Source organism: Paraburkholderia bengalensis (assembly GCF_037126505.1).
Lineage (GTDB): Bacteria > Pseudomonadota > Gammaproteobacteria > Burkholderiales > Burkholderiaceae > Paraburkholderia > Paraburkholderia bengalensis.
Genome location: NZ_JACFYJ010000130.1, coordinates 1 through 18,575 on the forward strand (window position 1 = coordinate 1; position 18,575 = coordinate 18,575).

The following is an 18,575-nucleotide window of genomic DNA, read 5'->3' on the forward strand; positions in this document are numbered from 1 at the left end:
CTTTCGCAATTCGTTGCGCCGTCCATCGTTCTATGGCGGCGGCGTGTGGGCGCCCGAGTTCGTGCACTGGGGTTTCGTTCGCCTCGCCGTGATGGGCGGATTCGTCGAAGATCAATTCCGGCGACACCGCCTGGATGCTGACGTCGACGGCCCTCGTGCTGTTCATGACGATCCCCGGCCTCGCGCTGTTCTACGCCGGCATGGTCCGCAAGAAGAACGTGCTCGCGACGGTCATGCAAAGCTTCGCGATCACCTGCCTCGTGACGGTGATCTGGACGGTGATCGGCTACAGCCTCGCGTTCACGCCGGGCGGCTCGTTCCTCGGCGGCTTCTCGCGCGTGATGCTGAGCGGCATGGCCTTCATCAAGGGCGACAAGGCGACCACGCTGACGGTCAGCCACCTCGCGCCGACCATCCCGGAATCGGTCTACTTCGTCTATCAGATGACGTTCGCGATCATCACGCCGGCGCTGATCACGGGTGCATTCGCTGACCGCATGAAATTCTCGGCGATGCTGATTTTCATGACGCTGTGGTCGATCATCGTCTACTCGCCGATCGCGCACATGGTCTGGGAACCGACGGGCTGGCTGGCTACGGCAGGCATCCTCGACTTCGCGGGCGGCACGGTGGTGCACATCAACGCGGGTATCGCAGGCCTCGTCTGCTGTCTCGTGCTCGGCAAGCGTGTCGGCTTCGGCAAGGATTCGATGGCGCCGCACAACCTCGTGCTGACGATGATCGGCGGCTCGATGCTGTGGGTGGGCTGGTTCGGCTTCAACGCGGGTTCGGCCGTGGCGGCTGACGGCCGTGCCGGTTTCGCGATGCTGACGACGCAAGTTGCAACGGCAATGGCGGCACTCGGCTGGATGTTCGCCGAATGGATCGCGAAGGGTAAGCCTTCCGTGCTGGGCATCGTGTCGGGCGCCGTGGCGGGTCTGGTGGCGATTACGCCGGCTTCGGGCTTCGTGGGCGTGGGCGGCGCGCTCGCCATCGGCCTGATCGCAGGCGTGGTCTGCTTCTGGTCGGCCACGTGGCTCAAGCACAAGATGGGCTACGACGATTCGCTCGACGCGTTCGGCGTGCACTGCATCGGCGGCATCGTGGGTGCGCTGCTGACGGGCGTCTTCGCTGTCAAGGACATCGGCGGCGCGGACGGCAGCATCATTCTGCAGGCGAAGGGCGTGCTGACGACGCTCATCTACAGCGGCGTGATCAGCTTCATCCTGCTGAAGATCATCGACGCGACGATCGGCCTGCGCGTGACGGAAGAAGAGGAACGCGAAGGTCTGGACGTGATCCTGCACGGCGAACACGTCGAGTAAGGCAAGTTTCCCCGGCGACGGGGTACCTGGAAGTACCAGCGCAGCAACTTGGCCCGCCTTTATGGCGGGCTTTTTTCGACATGGCCCGCTTTTACAGCGGGTTTTTTCGTCACGGCACGACCCGCGCGACGGATGGGCGCAGCGCGCCGCAATCTTGTCTCACAAACAGCAGATTTTCCGGCTATCGTTTCAATAGGGAGAATGCAATCGGCCATAGCTTGCGAATGGAGAAACCGTCCCCAAATGGGCAGGGCAATTGCTCTACAATCTTTTTTCTCCAGTCTGCGAGTGATCAATGGTTCCGCATTTAGTTACGGCGTTAAACGGCCCGCTGCTCGACCTCGAGCGGAAGATCCTCGATGCGACGCCGGCGATCGAACGCTGGTTCCGCCTCGAGTGGCAGGAGCACACGCCGCCGTTCTATTGCTCGGTCGATCTGCGTAACGCCGGCTTCAAGCTCGCGCCCGTCGATACCAACCTGTTTCCCGGCGCGTTCAACAATCTGCCGCAGGAAACGCTGCCGCTCGCCGTGCAGGCTGCGATGGCGTCGATCGAAAAGATCTGTCCCGACGCGAAGAACCTGCTCGTGATTCCCGAGCGTCACACGCGCAATGCGTTCTATCTGGAGAATGTCGCGCGGCTCGCCACAATCATGCGGCAGGCGGGCCTGAACGTGCGCTTCGGCACGCTGGACGAAAGCATCGTCGGGCCAGTGACGATCGCGCTGTCCGACGGCCAGAAAATCGTGCTGGAGCCGCTGGAGCGCTCGGCGCGCCGCATCGGGCTGAAGAATTTCGATCCGTGCTCGGTCCTGCTGAACAACGACCTTTCAGGCGGCATTCCGCCCATCCTCGAAAACCTGCACGAGCAGTACCTGCTGCCGCCGCTGCACGCGGGCTGGGCGGTGCGCCGCAAGTCCACACACTTTTCGTGCTACGACGACGTCGCGAAGAAGTTCGCGAAGATGGTCGAGATCGATCCGTGGATGATCAATCCGTACTTCGCGCACGTGGAAGGCGTCGATTTCGAGGCGCGCACGGGCGAGGAAGCGCTCGCCGATGCGATCGACGGCGTGCTGAAGAAGATCGCCAAGAAGTATCGCGAGTACGGCATTTCGGAGCGGCCGTATGTCGTCATCAAGTCCGATGCGGGCACCTACGGCATGGGCGTGATGACCGTGCACGACGCCTCGGAAGTCGCGGCGCTGACCAAGCCCGAGCGCACGAAGATGGCGACCACGAAGGAAGGGCTCGAAGTGCACGACATGATCGTGCAGGAAGGTGTCTACACGTTCGAACGCATCGGCGAGGAAGTGGCCGAGCCCGTCGTGTACATGATCGACCGCTATGTGGTGGGCGGGTTCTATCGCGTGCACGGCAGCCGTGAGCGGGACCAGAACCTGAACGCGCCCGGCATGCACTTCGTGCCGCTCGGCTTCGAGCATACGGCACTGCCCGATGCGCACGCCAAGCCGGGCGCCGCGCCGCCCAACCGCTTCTACATGTACGGCGTGGTGGGGCGGTTGGGGCTGCTGGCGGCGTCGGTGGAACTGGAAAAGACCGATCCCGAGGCGATCCAGGTCTGATTTCGCGGGCACGCCGCGCCTGGCGTGGCCGTTGCGTCTGCGTGTGCGTGTGCGTGTGCGTGGCGCCCGTGTGGCGTGTTATTCGCGCGAAAGGCGCGGCGGCAGGCAGTCCGCGAGCACGCGGCGCGCAGTCGCGGTAGGCTGACGCTCCCGCCGCCAGCAACCCGGCGGCATTTGCATGCGGACGCGCGCCGTCGCCCGTCCGCCGTACGCTATAACGAACAGTGCGAGGCCCGCGAGGGCTCATCAGGAACTCCATGGACATTCTCTTCATCGCCGATCCGCTTTCCCGCTTCAAGATCTACAAGGATTCGACCTACGCGATGATGGCCGAGGCCGCGAAGCGCGGCCACGCGCTGTATGCGTGCGAGCCGCAGCATCTGGCGTGGACGGGCAGCGGCGTCGAGGCGAACGTGTACCGCTTCGAGATCGTCGGCGACCAGACGGACGGGCATCGCGATGTCTGGTACGAAGCGCAACCGGTCGAGCCGCGCGCGCTGCCCAGCTTCGGCGCGGTGCTGATGCGCAAGGACCCGCCGTTCGACATGGAATACGTGACGTCGACGTGGCTGCTCGAACTCGCCGAGCGCGCCGGCGCGCGCATCTTCAACAAGCCGCAGGCGATCCGCGATCACTCGGAAAAGATGGCGATCGGCGAGTTTCCGCAGTTCGTCGCGCCCACGCTCGTCACGCGCGATCCTGCCCGGCTGCGGGCGTTTCACGCCGAGCACGGCGATGTGATCCTGAAGCCGCTCGACGGCATGGGCGGCATGGGCGTGTTCCGCGTCAAGGCCGACGGCATGAACCTCGGCTCGATCGTCGAGATGCTGAGCCACGACGGCGCGCGCTCGGTGATGGCGCAGAAATTCATTCCTGAAATCAAGTCCGGCGACAAGCGCATTTTGCTGATCGGCGGCGAGCCGGTGCCGTATTCGCTCGCGCGCATTCCGCAAGGCAACGAGGTGCGCGGCAATCTCGCGGCGGGCGGCCTGGGCGTCGCGCAGCCGCTGACGGCGCGCGACCGCGACATCGCCGAGGCGCTCGGCCCGGTGCTGAAGTCGCGCGGCCTGTTGCTCGTCGGGCTCGACGCGATCGGCGACTGGCTCACCGAGGTGAACGTTACGAGTCCGACGTGCTTCCGCGAGATCATGGATCAGACGGGCTTCGACGTCGCCGCGATGTTCATCGACGCGTTAGAGAAGGCTGTCGGTTGAAGCGGCGTCGTGGCGACGCCATCTTTGCACCGGAAGTAGTGGTCGCGTTGTCGTCCAGCCCCCGATGGGCCGGCCCGTGATGGGCCATCCCGCGATGGGCCAGCCAAGCGTGAAAAGGCCGAAAGCGCGAAAATGAGGCTGTTACAATGCCCGCTCCCCTGAAAGCGGCCCGCGAGGGCTCGCGTGATCCGGCCCCTTGACGGCCGGACGTCAGGCGAATTCGATGGGCCGCGATTCTTTTCCGCCGCGTGCGGCCGTCCGTTCGGTCGATGCACGTGCCGGCGGAAAGCGCGGCCGCGATTTTCGGGCGGTTTTCTGCAGCAAGGCTGACATGGCAGGCATTCTGATCATTGCGCACGCTCCCTTTGCCACCGCGCTACGCGAGTGTGTCGCTCACATTTACGGCGGCTTGCCCGCTCGCATCGGGTCGATCGACGTGTCGCCGGATTGCGATCCCGCGCAGGTCGTTGCGCTCGCGCACTCGGAGATCGAGCGGCTCAGGGAAGAAAACGGCGCGCTCGTACTGACCGACATGTTCGGCGCGACGCCGTCGAACATCGCATGCCGGCTGGCGTCGCTTCCAGACGTGCGCGTGCTCGCGGGCGTCAACCTGCCGATGCTGGTGCGCGCCGTGTGTTACCGCGCGACGCCCTTGGACGTGCTCGTCGACAAGGCGCTCGCCGGCGCCACCAAGGGCATCCAGGCCGTCGGCCCCGCGACGCAGGCCCCCGCCGCGTGTGTCGCACCCCCGGGCGATTGCCTGCCCGCCAAGGCGCTTGCCGAAGACTGCAAGGCCGATAGTGAGACCGCGTATCACCGCAGCGACGCATGAGCGAGCGCTGACCGCTTTCCGTTTCAACTCGATAACTTCAACACCGCGCATCGGACTGACACATGCTGCAACAGGAAACGACTATCGTGAACAAGCTGGGCCTGCACGCACGCGCGTCGGCCAAACTGACGCAACTCGCTGCCAATTTCCAGTCGGAAATCTGGATGAGCCGCAATGGCCGGCGCATCAACGCGAAGAGCATCATGGGCGTGATGATGCTGGCGGCGGGCATCGGCAGCACGGTGGTGATCGAGACGGAAGGCAGCGACGAGAAAGAAGCGATGGACGCGCTGCTGACGCTGATCGCCGACAAGTTCGGCGAGGGGCAATAAAAAATCTGCTGCAGCTTTCGTTCTAGTCAGAAGACGCCGCGATGTCGCGGCGTTTTCTTTTTGTCCGCTGTTTTTGCCGACATACTGGCGTGAAGCGTCGCTATGCGACAAGTGCGATGCTGCGCTGCACAGCACCGTTGGACCGGACGGAATTTATAATGACCGTCGGGGTCTGAGAGCACTGCAGCGGTTTGCCGCGGCATCACACAACTAGAGGAGGTGCGCGTGTCATTCACGCTGCATGGAATTCCCGTGTCACGCGGTATCGCCATCGGGCGGGCATATCTGATCGCCCCGGCTGCACTCGACGTCGACCACTATCTGATCGAGCCTGCGCAAATCGAGGGCGAGGTCGAGCGTTTTCGCGCGGCGCAGAAGGCCGTGCATCACGAACTCGACGATCTGCGCGCCGATCTTTCTGCCGACGCGCCCACCGAAATGGGCGCGTTCATCGACGTGCATTCCATGATCCTGAACGACCCCATGCTCGTTCAGGAAACCATCGACCTCATCCGCACGCGCCGCTATAACGTCGAATGGGCGCTGACGGAGCAACTCGAACGCCTGACCCGCCATTTCGACGAAGTCGAAGACGAATATCTGCGCGAGCGCAAAGCCGACATCGAGCAGGTGGTCGAGCGGGTGCTGAAGGCGCTCGCGGGCGCGACGAGCCGACTCGTCAACGGCATTCACGGCAAATGCGACGAAATGATCGTCGTCGCGCACGACATCGCGCCCGCCGACATGATGCAGTTCAAGACGCAGACCTTCCAGGGCTTCGTCACGGATCTCGGCGGCCGCACGTCGCACACGGCGATCGTCGCGCGCAGCCTCGGCATTCCCGCGACGGTCGGCGTGCAGCACGCCAGCGCGCTGATCCGCCAGGACGATCTGATCATCGTCGACGGCGATCACGGCATCGTGATCGTCGATCCGGCGCCCATCGTGCTCGAAGAGTACTCCTACCGGCAAAGCGAGAAGGCGCTCGAGGCGCGCAAGCTCCAGCGCCTGAAGTTCTCGCCGACGCAAACGGTGTGCGGCGCGCGCATCGATCTGTGCGCGAACATCGAACTGCCCGAAGATGCGCAAGCCGCGCTCGATGCGGGCGCGATGGGCATTGGCCTGTTCCGCACCGAGTTCCTGTTCATGAACAAGGGGGCGATGCCCGAAGAGGAAGAGCAGTTCGCCGCCTACAAGCGCGCTGTCGAACTGATGAACGGCATGCCCGTGACAATCCGCACGATCGACGTCGGTGCGGACAAGCCGCTCGATTCGATCGGCGACGAGTTCGAGACGGCGCCGAACCCGGCGCTCGGCTTGCGCGCGATTCGCTGGAGCCTGTCCGAGCCGCACATGTTCCTGACGCAGTTGCGCGCCATTCTGCGCGCGTCCGCGTTCGGCTCGGTGAAGATCCTGATTCCGATGCTGGCGCACGCGCGTGAGATCGACCAGACGCTCGATCTGATCCAGGAAGCCAAGCGCCAGCTCGACGACGCGGGTCTCGCATACGATCCGAACGTGCGCGTCGGCGCAATGATCGAGATTCCCGCGGCGGCGATCGCGTTGCCGCTGTTTCTGAAGCGGCTCGATTTCCTGTCGATCGGCACGAACGACCTGATCCAGTACACGCTAGCCATCGATCGCGCCGACAACGCCGTCGCGCATCTGTACGATCCGCTGCATCCCGCCGTGCTGCACCTGATTGCGTTCACGCTGCGCGAGGCGAAGCGCGCGGGCGTGCCGGTGTCGGTGTGCGGGGAAATGGCGGGCGACCCGGCGCTCACGCGTCTGTTGCTCGGCATGGGGCTCACGGAGTTCTCGATGCATCCGAGCCAGTTGCTGCTCGTGAAGCAGGAAATCCTGCGCTGCCAACTGAAGGCGCTCGAAAAGCCCGTCGCCGATGTGCTCGCGGCATTCGAGCCGGAAGAACTGCAATCGGCGCTGGAGCGTGTGGCGCAGGCCTGATGCAGCCGTCAGCTATGAGCGATGCCGCTCGCCGCACACCGGGCAATCCGGCTGGCGCGCGATGCGCATCGTGTTCCACTCCATCCTGAGCGAATCGAGCATCATCAGGCGGCCCACCAGCGGCTCGCCGACGTCCGCGATCACCCGCAGCGCCTCCGCCGCCTGCATCGCGCCGATGATGCCCACCGTCGGCGCAAACACGCCCATCGTCGAGCACGCGACTTCCTCGAACGGCTGTTCTTCGGGAAACACGCACGCGTAGCACGGCGAATCGTCGCGGCGCAAATCAAACGTGCTGATCTGGCCGTCGAAGCGCAGCGCAGCGCCCGACACCAGCGGCACGCCGTGCTTCACGCATGCGCGGTTGATCGCGTGACGCGTCGCGAAGTTGTCGGTGCAGTCGAGCACGACCGTTGCCTGCGGCACCGCGAGGTCGAGCCACGCGTCGTCGACGCGTTCGGCCGCTGCGTTCACGTCGACGTCCGGGTTCAATCGCGCGATGGCATCGCGTCCCGACTCGACCTTCAATCGCCCCACCGACTCCGTCACGTGCAGGATCTGCCGCTGCAGATTGGTGAGATCGATGCTGTCGGCATCGACGAGCGTCAGTCTGCCGACGCCAGCCGCGGCCAGATACATCGCCGCCGGCGACCCGAGCCCGCCCGCGCCGACGACGATCGCGTGCGCGTCGAGAAAGCGTTGCTGGGCCTCGATGCCGAGTTCATCGACGAGGATGTGACGGGAGTAGCGAAGGAGTTGATCGTCGTTCATGGCGGAGCGCGGCGCGTGTCGTAATGGTCGCGCGGGCTGGAGAAGGGGAAAGCGGCGCGAGGTTCTGGTTATTCTAATCGCGCGAGGGAAAGTGTCTTCGCGGCGCGGGCCGCGAAGACACGGGTGATGCTTACTTGGTCGGCATGGCCGGCTGCGAAGCCGGTTGCGTGGCCGAAGCAGGTGCGGCCGGGTTCGATGCCGTCGGCGTGGCGGGCAGGGCCGGCTTCACCGCGACAGGCGCCGACGCCGATTGCGCCGGCTTGTTCTGCGCGAGACGCCGCTCCATCAGCGACTTCGACTCCTGCACCGGCTTGCCCTCGAGCTTGTTCAGGCCTTGCTGCAGCATGAAGTCGTCAGCGGAACCGAACTCGACCGGCTTGCGGTCGCGATCTTTCGCGCGCTGCTCCGGCGTCTTCTTGTCGTTTTGCTCTTCGAGCTGGCGAAGCTGGTCCATGCGCTCCTGTTCGCGCTGTTCCTGTTCCTTCTTCTCGTTCGGGTCTTGCGTGTTCGCAAGGTGATTCGAGTAGTCGACTTCGCGCGTGACGAGTGCGTCGTCGGGATCGCCGTCCGCGTATTGATCGACCGCGACGTCAGGACGGATGCCCTTGTTCTGGATCGAACGGCCGCTCGGCGTGTAGTAGTACGCGGTGGTCAGGCGCAGCGCGCTGTCGGCTGTCATCGGGCGCACCGTTTGCACCGAGCCCTTGCCGAACGTGGTCTTGCCGACGATCAGCGCGCGATGCTGATCCTGCAGCGCGCCCGCGACGATTTCCGATGCCGACGCGGAGTACGCGTTGGTCAGCACGATCATCGGCACGGTCTTGAAGATGGGCGGCAGGCCCTTCAGCGGATCACTGTCGAAGGACGGCAGGCGGTAGTTGTCGTACGTGTCGCGATAGACCTGCTTCGAGTCGGGAATCTGGCCATTGGTCGACACGACGACGGAATCCGGCGGCAGGAACGCGCCCGCGACGCCGACGGCGCTTTGCAGCAGGCCGCCGCCGTTGTTGCGCAGGTCGAGGATCAGGCCCTTCAGGTTCGGCTGCTGGCGCGCGATGTCCTGCAGCTTGGCTGCGAGGTCGGGCACCGTGCGTTCCTGGAAGCTCGTGATGCGCACATACGCGTAGCCCGGCGCGAGAACCTTCGCCTTCACGCTCTGCACCTTGATGATCGCGCGCGTGACCGTGAGCGGGAACGTGCGGTCGTCGGTCTTGCGGAAGATAGTAAGTGTGACCTTCGTGCCCGGCTCGCCGCGCATCTGCTTGACGGCTTTATCCAGCGTCATGCCGCGCACGGGCTTGTCGTTGATGCGCGTGATCAGGTCGCCCGGACGGATGCCGGCGCGGAACGCGGGCGTGTCTTCGATCGGCGAGATCACCTTGATCAGACCGTCTTCCTGCGAGATTTCGATGCCGAGACCCGCGAAGCGGCCTTTGGTCTGCTCCTGCAGTTCTTCGTAGTCGGTCTTGTCGAGATACGACGAGTGCGGATCGAGGCTCGACACCATGCCCTTGATTGCGGCCGTGAGGAGCTTCTTGTCGTCGACGGGCTCTACATACTCATGCTTGATCTGCCCGAACACTTCGGCGAAAAGCCGCAGTTGGTCGAGCGGCAGCGGCGAGGATGCGGGTTGCTGGGCTGAAGCGTTCAGCTGCAGCGTTGCAAAAACGCCGGTAGCCAGGCCCGCGGCGATAAGGCCGATATTTTTCAGGTTCTTTCGCATAGAGTATGTTGCGGTCGGAAGCGCGTGGCTGCGTCAAAAGAAAAAGGACGGACAAGTATAACGTGACGCTCGCACGGCCTGTACGTGTGGGTTGCCCGGGGTTCGACAGCGGCTGCGCCGCGAGGTTCTAAGGATCGCCGCCGTCTTGCGCGGCGACTGTGCGGTGGCGGACGCCCGAAGCGCCAAAAGCGGCGCCACGTATGGGATGAATCGTCCGGAACGTTGCGTGCGCATCGGTTGTGGCGGGTGAATCGATGTGTGTTTCCGCTGCCCCCGCAAGGCGTCCAGATGACGCGAAGATGGCCCGGACATGTCGACGCTGACAGGATTGCGAGAGGCCCGCCGCGGGCCATCGCAGTCAGGCATGCGCATGGGCAAGATTGTGAGGGCCCGCGGCCGCTGCGCCGCAGGTCTCACGACGCGGGCGGCCGCAGCGAGGATCAGCCCGCCTTGCCCTGCTTCGCGACGGCGGCCTGCGCCTTCGCGATCGCTTCCTGATCGCCGAGGTAGTAGTGCTTGATCGGCTTCAGGTCTTCGTCCAGCTCATAGACGAGCGGCACGCCGTTGGGGATGTTGAGTCCGACGATGTCGTTGTCGGAAATATTGTCCAGATACTTGACCAGCGCGCGGATCGAGTTGCCGTGCGCCGCGATCAGCACCTTGCGGCCCGACTTGATGGCGGGCGCGATCGATTCGTTCCAGATGGGCAGCACGCGCGCAACCGTATCCTTCAGGCATTCGGTGAGCGGCAGCTGCTCGCGCGGCACCTTGGCGTAACGCGGGTCGTCGTACGACGTGCGCGGATCGGTCGGCTCCAGCGCGGGCGGCGGCGTATCGTAGCTGCGGCGCCAGACGAGCACCTGGTCGTCGCCGAACTTCGCGGCCGTTTCGGCCTTGTTCAAGCCCGACAGCGCGCCGTAGTGACGCTCGTTGAGACGCCACGAGTGGACCACGGGCAGATACATCAGGTCCATCTTGTCCTGCACGTGCCACAGCGTGCGAATCGCGCGCTTGAGCACCGAGGTGTACGCGATGTCGAACGTGTAGCCCGAATCTTTGAGCAGCGCGCCCGCCTGCTGCGCTTCGAGGTTGCCCTGTTCCGTCAGGTCGACGTCGACCCAGCCGGTGAAGCGGTTTTCCTTGTTCCACGTCGATTCGCCGTGGCGGATGAGAACGAGTTTGTACATGTCGTGCCGGTCGGTAGTGAGGAAGCGGTAATGGGGTGGCACCGCAGCCTGCTGCTGGCGGTCGCCATCGCGTCAGACGGTTATTTTATAATGGCCGGATTGCCCTTTCCGATTTCTTCCTTTTTACCGGCGGATCTTCCGTGAAGTTTTTCACCGATTACACCAACCTTGTACTGATCGCGGTCGCCCTCATCTCCGGGGCGTTGCTCCTGTGGCCGTCCATTTCGCGCCGCGGGCGCGGCGGTTTGTCCGCCGCAGCCGCCACGCAGCTGATCAACCGTCGCAATGCCGTCGTCATCGACCTGCGCCCCGCAGCGGAGTACGCCAGCGGCCATCTGCCGTCGGCGCGCCAGGTCGAGTTTGGCGAACTGCAAGCGAAAGTCGGCCAACTCGTGAAAAATAAGAGCAACCCGGTGCTGCTCGTTTGCCAGAACGGACAGCAGTCGAACAAGGCGGCACGTATTGTGCGCGATGCAGGCTATGCCGAAGTGCACGTGCTGGAAGGCGGGGTCAATGCGTGGCAGCAAGCCGGCATGCCCGTCGTCAAACAAGGAGTTGCGAAGTGAACAAGGTAATCATGTATAGCACGCAGGTGTGCCCGTATTGCCAGATGGCCGAACGTCTACTAAAGTCGCGCGGCGTCGACCACATCGAAAAGGTGCTGATCGACAAGGACCCGTCGCGCCGTCAGGAAATGATGACGCGCACGGGCCGTCGCACGGTGCCGCAGGTGTACATCGGCGATAAGCACGTCGGCGGCTATGACGATCTGTCCGCGCTGGATCGCGCGGGCGGTCTGATGCCGCTGCTCGAAGCCGCCGCCTGACGTCGAGCCGTTCGGCACTGCCCGCGCGCGATTGACGGTGACATCCGTTGCAGCGCGCGGCTGCGAAAAATAGAAGGCCGGGCAACCCGCTTGCGGAGTCCGCACTGGCCGGCTGGCGCCGCTCCTCGTGAGCGGCGCGTTTGTCACGAGATCTGGCGGCACGCGTCCGCCGCAACGAAATTTAGGGAGTAGAACCATGTCCGACGAGAACAACCAGCCGTTCTTCAATATCCAGCGCATCTACCTGAAGGACATGTCGCTCGAGCAGCCGAACTCGCCTGCCATTTTCCTCGAGCAGGAAATGCCGTCGGTCGAAGTCGAAGTCGACGTGAAGGCCGAGCGCCTCGCGGACACCGTGTTCGAAATTCTCGTCACGGGCACCGTGACGGCCAAGGTCAGCGACAAGGTCGCCTTCCTGATCGAAGCGAAACAGGCCGGCATTTTCGACATCCGCAACATTCCCGCCGAACAGATCGATCCCCTCGTCGGCATTGCGTGCCCGACCATTCTTTTCCCGTATCTGCGCTCGAACATCGCCGACGCGATCACCCGCGCAGGCTTTCCGCCCATCCATCTCGCCGAAATCAACTTCCAGGCGCTGTACGAACAACGCCTCGCGCAGATCGCCAGCCAGGAAACGGGCGCGGGCAGCGCGGCGCATCACTGACGCATGCAGGCGGTGCCGGCTATGAAGGTCGCCGTTCTCGGCGCCGGTGCATGGGGCACCGCACTCGCCGGCCATCTGGCCGCGCGGCACGACACGGTGCTCTGGGCGCGCGACGCTGCGCTCATCGCCGAACTCTCCACCTCGCACGAAAACGCCCGCTATCTGGCGGGCGTATCGTTGCCGTCCGCGCTTCGCTTCGAAGCGGATCTCGATCTCGCGCTGGATCACGCGCTCGCTGACGCGGCGCTGTGCGTCGTGGCGACGCCCGTCGCGGGTTTGCGCGGCATGCTGCGTACGATGCGCGACGCCGGCAAGGTGCCCGCCCATATCGTGTGGCTATGCAAGGGCTTCGAAGCGGACACGCAATTGCTGCCGCATCAGGTCGTCGCGCAGGAACTGGCGGGGCACGCGAGCAACGGCACGCTGTCGGGCCCGAGCTTCGCGCGCGAAGTAGGGCAAGGGCTGCCCGTCGCGCTGACGGTGGCGAGCGCGTCGGCGGTGTGCCGCGAACGGACCGTCGCGGCGTTCCATCACGGCGCAATGCGCATCTATAGCGGCGACGACGTCATCGGCGTCGAAGTGGGCGGTGCGGTCAAGAACGTGCTCGCGATCGCCACGGGTATCGCCGACGGTCTGGGGCTCGGGCTCAATGCGCGCGCGGCGCTGATCACGCGCGGGCTCGCCGAAATGTCGCGCCTCGGCGCGGCGCTGGGCGGTCGCGCCGAGACGTTCACGGGTCTGACAGGACTCGGCGATCTGATCCTGACCGCGACGGGCGATCTGTCGCGCAATCGCACGGTGGGCATGCAACTCGCCACGGGGCGTTCGCTCGACGATATCTTGAGCGCGCTCGGGCATGTCGCCGAAGGCGTGCGCTGCGCTCGCGGCGTACTGTCGATCGCGCAGGCGCGCGGAATCGAAATGCCGATCACGCAGGCTGTCTGCGACGTGCTGTTCAACCGCGTCGCCGCGCGCGACGCCGTCAGCGCGCTGCTGCGCCGCGACGCCAAGGCTGAATGATCGCGGCGTGCGGGTCTCGGCCCGCCCGCCGTCGCAGCCAATCCCTCGAAACTGTTTTACGCAGCCGGTAAAGGCCAACGCCGAACGGCTCGCCTCTTTTGCTGTCCACCTTCTATCGATGCCGCTTCGGATCGGATCAGGAGGCCACACATGCTCAACATCGGAGATTGCGCGCTCCAGGCGCACGTCGTCGACATCACGACGCTCGACGTCGACGCGATCGTCAACGCGGCCAATACGTCGTTGCTCGGCGGCGGTGGCGTGGACGGCGCGATTCACCGCGCGGCGGGCCCTGACCTGTTGCGCGAGTGCGAGACGTTGGGCGGCTGCGCGACGGGCGACGCGAAGATCACGGCCGGTCACCGGCTGAAGGCGCGTCACGTGATCCATGCCGTCGGACCCGTGTGGCACGGCGGCGAGCGCGGCGAGGCGGAACTGCTTGCGTCGTGCTACCGGCGTTCACTGGGGCTCGCGCGCGAAGCGAAAGCGACCAGCATCGCGTTTCCGGCCATCAGTTGCGGCGTCTATCGTTTTCCCGCCGACGACGCGGTGCGCATCGCCGTGCAAACGGTGATCGACACCTTGCCGCACGCGCAGTCAGTCGAGCGCGTGATCTTTGCCTGCTTCGACGAAGCGATGTACTCGCGCTACCAGGCCGAGTTCGAACGACGCCTTTAGGCGCCGCCCTCGAAGCCAGCCTGACGCCACGCTTCGAACACGACCACGGCAACGGTGTTCGACAGATTCAGGCTGCGGTTGCCGGGACGCATCGGCAGGCGCACGCGCTGTTCGTTCGGAAAACGGTTCAGCACGGCGTCGGGCAGGCCGCGCGTTTCGGCGCCGAATACGAACCAGTCGCCGGGCTCGAAGGCGTGCGAGTGGAACGGACTCGAGCCGCGCGTCGTGAACGCGAACATGCGCGCGAGATTGGGCGCTTCACTGTCGAGCAGCGCATCCCAGTTGCGATGCACGTGCATCTGCGCGTACTCGTGATAGTCGAGCCCGGCGCGGCGCATCTTCGCGTCGTCGAGCGGAAAGCCAAGCGGTTCGACCAGATGCAGACGCGCGCCCGTGTTGGCGCACAGGCGGATCACGTTGCCGGTGTTCGGCGGAATTTCAGGCTCGACGAGAACGACGTTGAACATAAACAGGAGAGTCGAAAACTAGTTTTTCGGTGTGCGAAGCGCGACGAGATTCGTCACGCGCCGCGCGCCGGCTGCCTTCAGCGTGCGGGCGAGCGCATCGAGTGTTGCGCCTGTCGTCATCACGTCGTCGACGATCGCGACGTGCAGACCACGCACGGGCTGCGACACTTCGAACGCGCGGCCGACATTTTGCCTGCGCGCGTCGAGATCGAGCTTCGATTGCGGCGCCGTGTCGATCACGCGACGCACGAGCGTCGCGTCGCTGCGCACGCCGAGCAGTTTCGCGCACGGCCGCGCGATCTCCCACGCCTGGTTGTAGCCGCGCTCGACAAGCCGCCGCGCCGACAGCGGCACAGGTGCGACGACGTCCGGCGGGCCGCTTGCCTCGTGTGCTTCGAATACATCGAGCGCGGCCCACGCCAGGCGCCGCGCAAACTCATGCGCAAGCCCAAGCCTTGCGCGGAATTTCAGACCGACTGCCAGCGCATCCAGCGGCGGACGGTAGTCGGCGAGCGCGACGGTTGCGTCGAATGCAGGCGGCGTGGCGAGACAGTCGCCGCAGCGGTAACGCATCACACTCGCGCGCCGCAAGGCGCTCAACGGCACCGCGCAGACCGCGCAGCGCAGCCGCGCCTCGTTCCACCAGGCGTCGCCGCAAACGCCGCACAACACGCGATGCGACATATTGCCGCATAACGCACACGAACCCGGCAGAACGAGCCGTGCGAGCGCCGGAAGCGCGGAGGCGGACCGCCGCGCGGCTCTGACGAACCTGTCGCGCAGCCGTTGTGTGCGGCGGCCGGCGCGAGACGGGCGGAAAGCCCAATTCGGCATATCGATACGCCTCCGAAGGCCGCTGACACTGAAGGGACGGAATCGAGCGAGTATACTTCGCACTCTCCGTCCGCACGACTCCAATAACCGTGTCTCCCACCGAAACTAGCCGTCCGGCCAATGATTCGCGCCGTCTGCGGAAGATCTTCGACCGCCGGGCCGCGACGTTCGACGACGTCGCGTTCCTGCCGCGCGAGATCGCGCAGCGCATGCGCGAACGGCTCGACTACATCAAGGTCAATCCCGCGCAGGTGCTCGATGCGGGATGCGGCGCGGGCGACGACCTTCCATCGCTGCGCGAGCGCTTTCCCGAAGCGCCCGTGTTTGGCACCGATCTCTCCGCCGCGATGCTCGCGCGCGCCGTCCGGCACGACGCCGCCGACACCAGCTGGCGGCGCTTTTTGCCTGCGTCGCTGGGCAAGGCGCTGGGCTCGCGCGGACCGCGCTTCGCGCAAGCCGACTTTTCCGCGCTGCCCTTCGCGGCGGGCGCATTCGAGCTGATCTGGTCGAACCTCGCGCTGCACTGGCACTCGCGGCCCGACCTCGTGTTTCCCGAATGGCAGCGCGTGCTGAAGGTCAACGGCTTGCTGATGTTCAGCACGCTCGGCCCCGACACGCTGAAGGAGCTGCGCGGTGCCTATGCCGAAATCGAAGCCGCGCACGGCGCGAGTTCGCGCAAGCACGTGATTGACTTCGTCGACATGCACGATCTCGGCGATATGCTGGTCGAAAGCGGCTTCGAAATTCCGGTGATGGACCAGGAAACCTTGACCATCACCTATCAGTCGCCCGAGTCGCTGCTGGCCGATGTGCGGCGCTGGGGCGCGTATCCGTTCGGGCGCGACGCATCGCCGGGCGCGGCATCGCGACGCATGCACAAGGCGCTGCTGGCCGCGCTCGAAGCGCGCCGGCGCGACGACGGCACGATTGCGCTGACCTTCGAGGTGATCTACGGTCATGCGTGGAAAGCCGTGCCCCGCATGACGCCCGAAGGGCATGGAATCGTACGCATCGAGGACATCGGACGAGGCAGGCAGGGCAATCGCTGAGGTGGAAAAGAGGGCATTCGTTATGTCTGAAATTACCACCTCGAAAACCCTGCCAAAAGCTGCGTCAAAACGGCGCAGAGGCTTGTGCGGCTTGGCTGAGCGGCCGATCCGGCGTTGCTTGTCGATGCCCTGGATCGGCCCTATAATGCGTCAGTTTGTCGCTCAAAGTTCCCACAACTAGAGCGGTGAGCCCGAGGCGAAGCGGTTCGGGTAGCGGTAGTTGCGCTGGGCGTGAATGGCATTGGCGGTACGCGGTGACTGGCGGTTCGCGGGAGGCAGCGATGAATGCATCCGATCGGCTGGCTGATTCAGAACCCGTCCTCAAGGACTGGCTGATGAAGCGCAATTGTTCGGTTTCGCCGCGGCAGTTCGTGTTCTTCTATGTCTCGCTCGCAGCATTCTCGCTGTTGATTGCATTCCTGCTGGTCCTGTGCGGCGCGTGGCTGGTGTTGCCGTTCACGGGTATCGAGTTGCTCGCTGTCGGCGTCGCATTTGCAATCTATGCACGCCATGCTGTCGATTACGAGCGCATCCGGCTGTTTCCCAACCGGCTCGTGATCGAACAGGTCAGCGCCGAGCATCTCACGCAGTTCGAATTCAACCCGCGCTGGGTGCGGGTCGAGCCGGGAACGACGCCGCGCGATCGCATCACGCTGGTTTCGCGGGGCGAGACGGTCACGGTCGGGCAGCACCTCGCGCAATATCGTCGCGCGCAATTTGCCGACGAACTGCGCTTGTGGATCAGGCGGTGTCAGGCGCAAAAAGTTGCATATTGAATCGCGCCGTTCCAGAGGGGACGAGGGGCAACCTTCCAGCGGGGTCGAGGGTTTGAATGGAAATCTTGGGTAAGGAAGCTATGAAAACAATCAAGCGAGCCCTCATGGGCGTGCTGGCGTGTAGCGGGCTGCTGGTCGCCGGTGCCGCCCTTGCAGTCGGCGACAGTCCGGGCGGCCCCCGCGTCAACGAGATCAATCTCCAGCCGCCGGTGACCAAGATCGCCGAGGAGCTCTACAGCCTCCACACGTTCATGCTGATCCTCTGCACGGTGATCTTCATCGGCGTGTTCGGCGTGATGTTCTATTCGATCTTTGCGCACCGCAAGTCGAAGGGCTACAAGGCCGCCAATTTCCACGAAAGCACCACCGTCGAAATCATCTGGACGATCGTCCCGTTCATCATCGTCGTGCTGATGGCGCTGCCCGCCACCAAGACCGTCGTCGCGATGAAGGACACCACCAACGCCGACCTGACCGTCAAGGTCACCGGCTACCAGTGGAAGTGGGCGTATGACTACGTGAAGGGCCCGGGCGAAGGCATCAACTTCTACTCGACGCTGACCACGCCCCGCAGCGAAGTCGACGGCCGGACGCCCAAGACGGACACGTACCTGCAGGAAGTCGACAATCCCCTCGTCGTCCCCGTCAACAAGAAGATCCGCATCATCACCACGGCCAACGACGTCGTGCACTCCTGGTACGTGCCTGCGTTCGGCGTGAAGCAGGACGCGATTCCCGGCTTCGTGCGCGACACATGGTTCCGGGCGGAGAAGGTCGGCACGTATCGCGGCTTCTGTACGGAACTGTGCGGCAAGGAACACGCGTTCATGCCCGTGGTCGTGACCGTGCTGTCGGATGACGACTACGCGAAGTGGGTCGACGACCAGAAAAAGAAAATGGCCGCCGGCCAGGACGATCCGAACAAGAACTACACGCTCGCGGAACTGATGGAGCGCGGCGGCAAGGTGTACGCGGCCAACTGCGCCGTCTGCCATCAGCCGACCGGCAAGGGGGCGGGCGCGTTCCCGGCGCTCGACGGCAGCAAGGTCGCGAACGGCCCGCTCGCCGAGCACGTGAGCATCGTGTTGAAGGGCAAGAACGCCATGCCGTCGTGGGCACCGACGTTGAACGACGTCGAAATCGCCTCCGTCATCACGTTCGAGCGCAACTCGTGGGGCAACCACACGGGCGACATCCTGCAACCGAAGCAGATCGCCGACGCACGTAACGGCCGTCTGCCGGCAGGCGGCGACCGACCTCGCGGGCGCAGCGGCCGCTGCCGCGTCGGATGCCGCGGCGAGCGGCGCGGAAGGCGCCGCAGGCG

Annotated in this window: 17 protein-coding genes and 2 pseudogenes; 14 read left to right on the top strand and 5 right to left on the bottom strand. The window is 64.7% G+C overall.

What is annotated here, in order from left to right:
* Positions 1-98: 98 nt before the first annotated feature.
* From H3V53_RS38755 to ptsP, 6 genes and pseudogenes are all read left to right on the top strand, one after another.
* Positions 99-1,325: pseudogene (locus tag H3V53_RS38755) on the top strand (ammonium transporter); the annotation flags it as partial.
* A 295-nt stretch (positions 1,326-1,620) separates the two neighbouring features.
* Positions 1,621-2,910 carry a glutamate--cysteine ligase gene (gene gshA / locus H3V53_RS38760; RefSeq protein WP_336602357.1) on the top strand — a complete coding sequence of 430 codons (1,290 nt, stop codon included), beginning with the start codon at positions 1,621-1,623 and terminating at the stop codon, positions 2,908-2,910.
* Positions 2,911-3,167: 257 nt separating this feature from the next.
* Positions 3,168-4,124 (top strand): glutathione synthase, encoded by a 957-nt coding sequence (gshB, locus tag H3V53_RS38765; RefSeq protein WP_336602358.1) that lies wholly within the window; start codon positions 3,168-3,170, stop codon positions 4,122-4,124.
* A 331-nt stretch (positions 4,125-4,455) separates the two neighbouring features.
* A complete protein-coding gene (locus tag H3V53_RS38770) occupies positions 4,456-4,956 on the top strand; it encodes a PTS sugar transporter subunit IIA (RefSeq protein ID WP_336602359.1) in 501 nt (166 codons plus the stop codon).
* Between the two features lie 62 nt (positions 4,957-5,018).
* Complete coding sequence (locus H3V53_RS38775) at positions 5,019-5,288, top strand: HPr family phosphocarrier protein (RefSeq protein WP_054917493.1); 270 nt, start codon at positions 5,019-5,021, stop codon at positions 5,286-5,288.
* 225 nt (positions 5,289-5,513) lie between these two features.
* Positions 5,514-7,253, top strand: a complete 1,740-nt coding sequence (ptsP, locus tag H3V53_RS38780; RefSeq protein WP_054917544.1) for a phosphoenolpyruvate--protein phosphotransferase — start codon at positions 5,514-5,516, stop codon at positions 7,251-7,253.
* A 12-nt stretch (positions 7,254-7,265) separates the two neighbouring features.
* Here ptsP and H3V53_RS38785 read toward each other — a convergent pair whose 3' ends face one another.
* The 3 genes from H3V53_RS38785 to gpmA form a co-directional block, all read right to left on the bottom strand.
* A complete protein-coding gene (locus tag H3V53_RS38785; protein ID WP_336602360.1) occupies positions 7,266-8,024 on the bottom strand; it encodes a HesA/MoeB/ThiF family protein in 759 nt (252 codons plus the stop codon).
* 130 nt (positions 8,025-8,154) lie between these two features.
* Entirely contained in the window at positions 8,155-9,747 is a 1,593-nt protein-coding gene (locus tag H3V53_RS38790; RefSeq protein WP_336602361.1) for a S41 family peptidase, read from the bottom strand.
* A 440-nt stretch (positions 9,748-10,187) separates the two neighbouring features.
* Positions 10,188-10,934: a 2,3-diphosphoglycerate-dependent phosphoglycerate mutase gene (gene gpmA, locus H3V53_RS38795; protein WP_336602362.1), complete on the bottom strand. Its 747-nt coding sequence runs from the start codon at positions 10,932-10,934 to the stop codon at positions 10,188-10,190.
* 140 nt (positions 10,935-11,074) lie between these two features.
* Between gpmA and H3V53_RS38800 the strand changes: the two genes are divergently transcribed.
* The 5 genes from H3V53_RS38800 to H3V53_RS38820 all read left to right on the top strand — a co-directional run bounded on the left by H3V53_RS38800 (position 11,075) and on the right by H3V53_RS38820 (position 14,125).
* Positions 11,075-11,500 carry a rhodanese-like domain-containing protein gene (locus tag H3V53_RS38800; RefSeq protein WP_054917488.1) on the top strand — a complete coding sequence of 142 codons (426 nt, stop codon included), beginning with the start codon at positions 11,075-11,077 and terminating at the stop codon, positions 11,498-11,500.
* The gene (grxC, locus tag H3V53_RS38805) at positions 11,497-11,760 is read left to right on the top strand and encodes a glutaredoxin 3 (RefSeq protein ID WP_054917487.1); all 264 of its coding nucleotides are present in this window, start codon (positions 11,497-11,499) and stop codon (positions 11,758-11,760) included. Before H3V53_RS38800 ends, grxC begins: the two co-directional genes overlap by 4 nt.
* A 196-nt stretch (positions 11,761-11,956) precedes the next feature.
* On the top strand, positions 11,957-12,427 hold the full coding sequence (secB, locus tag H3V53_RS38810; RefSeq protein WP_054917485.1) for a protein-export chaperone SecB: 471 nt from the start codon (positions 11,957-11,959) through the stop codon (positions 12,425-12,427).
* A 21-nt stretch (positions 12,428-12,448) separates the two neighbouring features.
* A complete protein-coding gene (locus tag H3V53_RS38815; RefSeq protein ID WP_336602363.1) occupies positions 12,449-13,447 on the top strand; it encodes an NAD(P)H-dependent glycerol-3-phosphate dehydrogenase in 999 nt (332 codons plus the stop codon).
* Between the two features lie 150 nt (positions 13,448-13,597).
* Entirely contained in the window at positions 13,598-14,125 is a 528-nt protein-coding gene (locus H3V53_RS38820; protein WP_336602364.1) for an O-acetyl-ADP-ribose deacetylase, read from the top strand.
* Here H3V53_RS38820 and trmL read toward each other — a convergent pair.
* Together trmL and H3V53_RS38830 are read right to left on the bottom strand one after the other, a co-directional pair.
* Positions 14,122-14,592, bottom strand: coding sequence for a tRNA (uridine(34)/cytosine(34)/5-carboxymethylaminomethyluridine(34)-2'-O)-methyltransferase TrmL (gene trmL / locus H3V53_RS38825; RefSeq protein WP_336602365.1), 471 nt, complete (start codon positions 14,590-14,592; stop codon positions 14,122-14,124). The two genes, H3V53_RS38820 and trmL, sit on opposite strands and share 4 nt — an antisense overlap.
* Positions 14,593-14,610: 18 nt before the next feature.
* On the bottom strand, positions 14,611-15,426 hold the full coding sequence (locus H3V53_RS38830) for a ComF family protein (protein WP_336602366.1): 816 nt from the start codon (positions 15,424-15,426) through the stop codon (positions 14,611-14,613).
* Positions 15,427-15,515: 89 nt separating this feature from the next.
* On the opposite strand from H3V53_RS38830, the gene H3V53_RS38835 reads away from it, so the two are divergent.
* The 3 genes and pseudogenes from H3V53_RS38835 to coxB form a co-directional block, all read left to right on the top strand.
* The gene (locus H3V53_RS38835; RefSeq protein ID WP_419539728.1) at positions 15,516-16,475 is read left to right on the top strand and encodes a methyltransferase domain-containing protein; all 960 of its coding nucleotides are present in this window, start codon (positions 15,516-15,518) and stop codon (positions 16,473-16,475) included.
* A 281-nt stretch (positions 16,476-16,756) separates the two neighbouring features.
* Entirely contained in the window at positions 16,757-17,251 is a 495-nt protein-coding gene (locus tag H3V53_RS38840; RefSeq protein WP_054917477.1) for a DUF2244 domain-containing protein, read from the top strand.
* A 56-nt stretch (positions 17,252-17,307) separates the two neighbouring features.
* Positions 17,308-18,575 (top strand): annotated as a pseudogene (gene coxB / locus H3V53_RS38845) (cytochrome c oxidase subunit II); the annotation flags it as partial.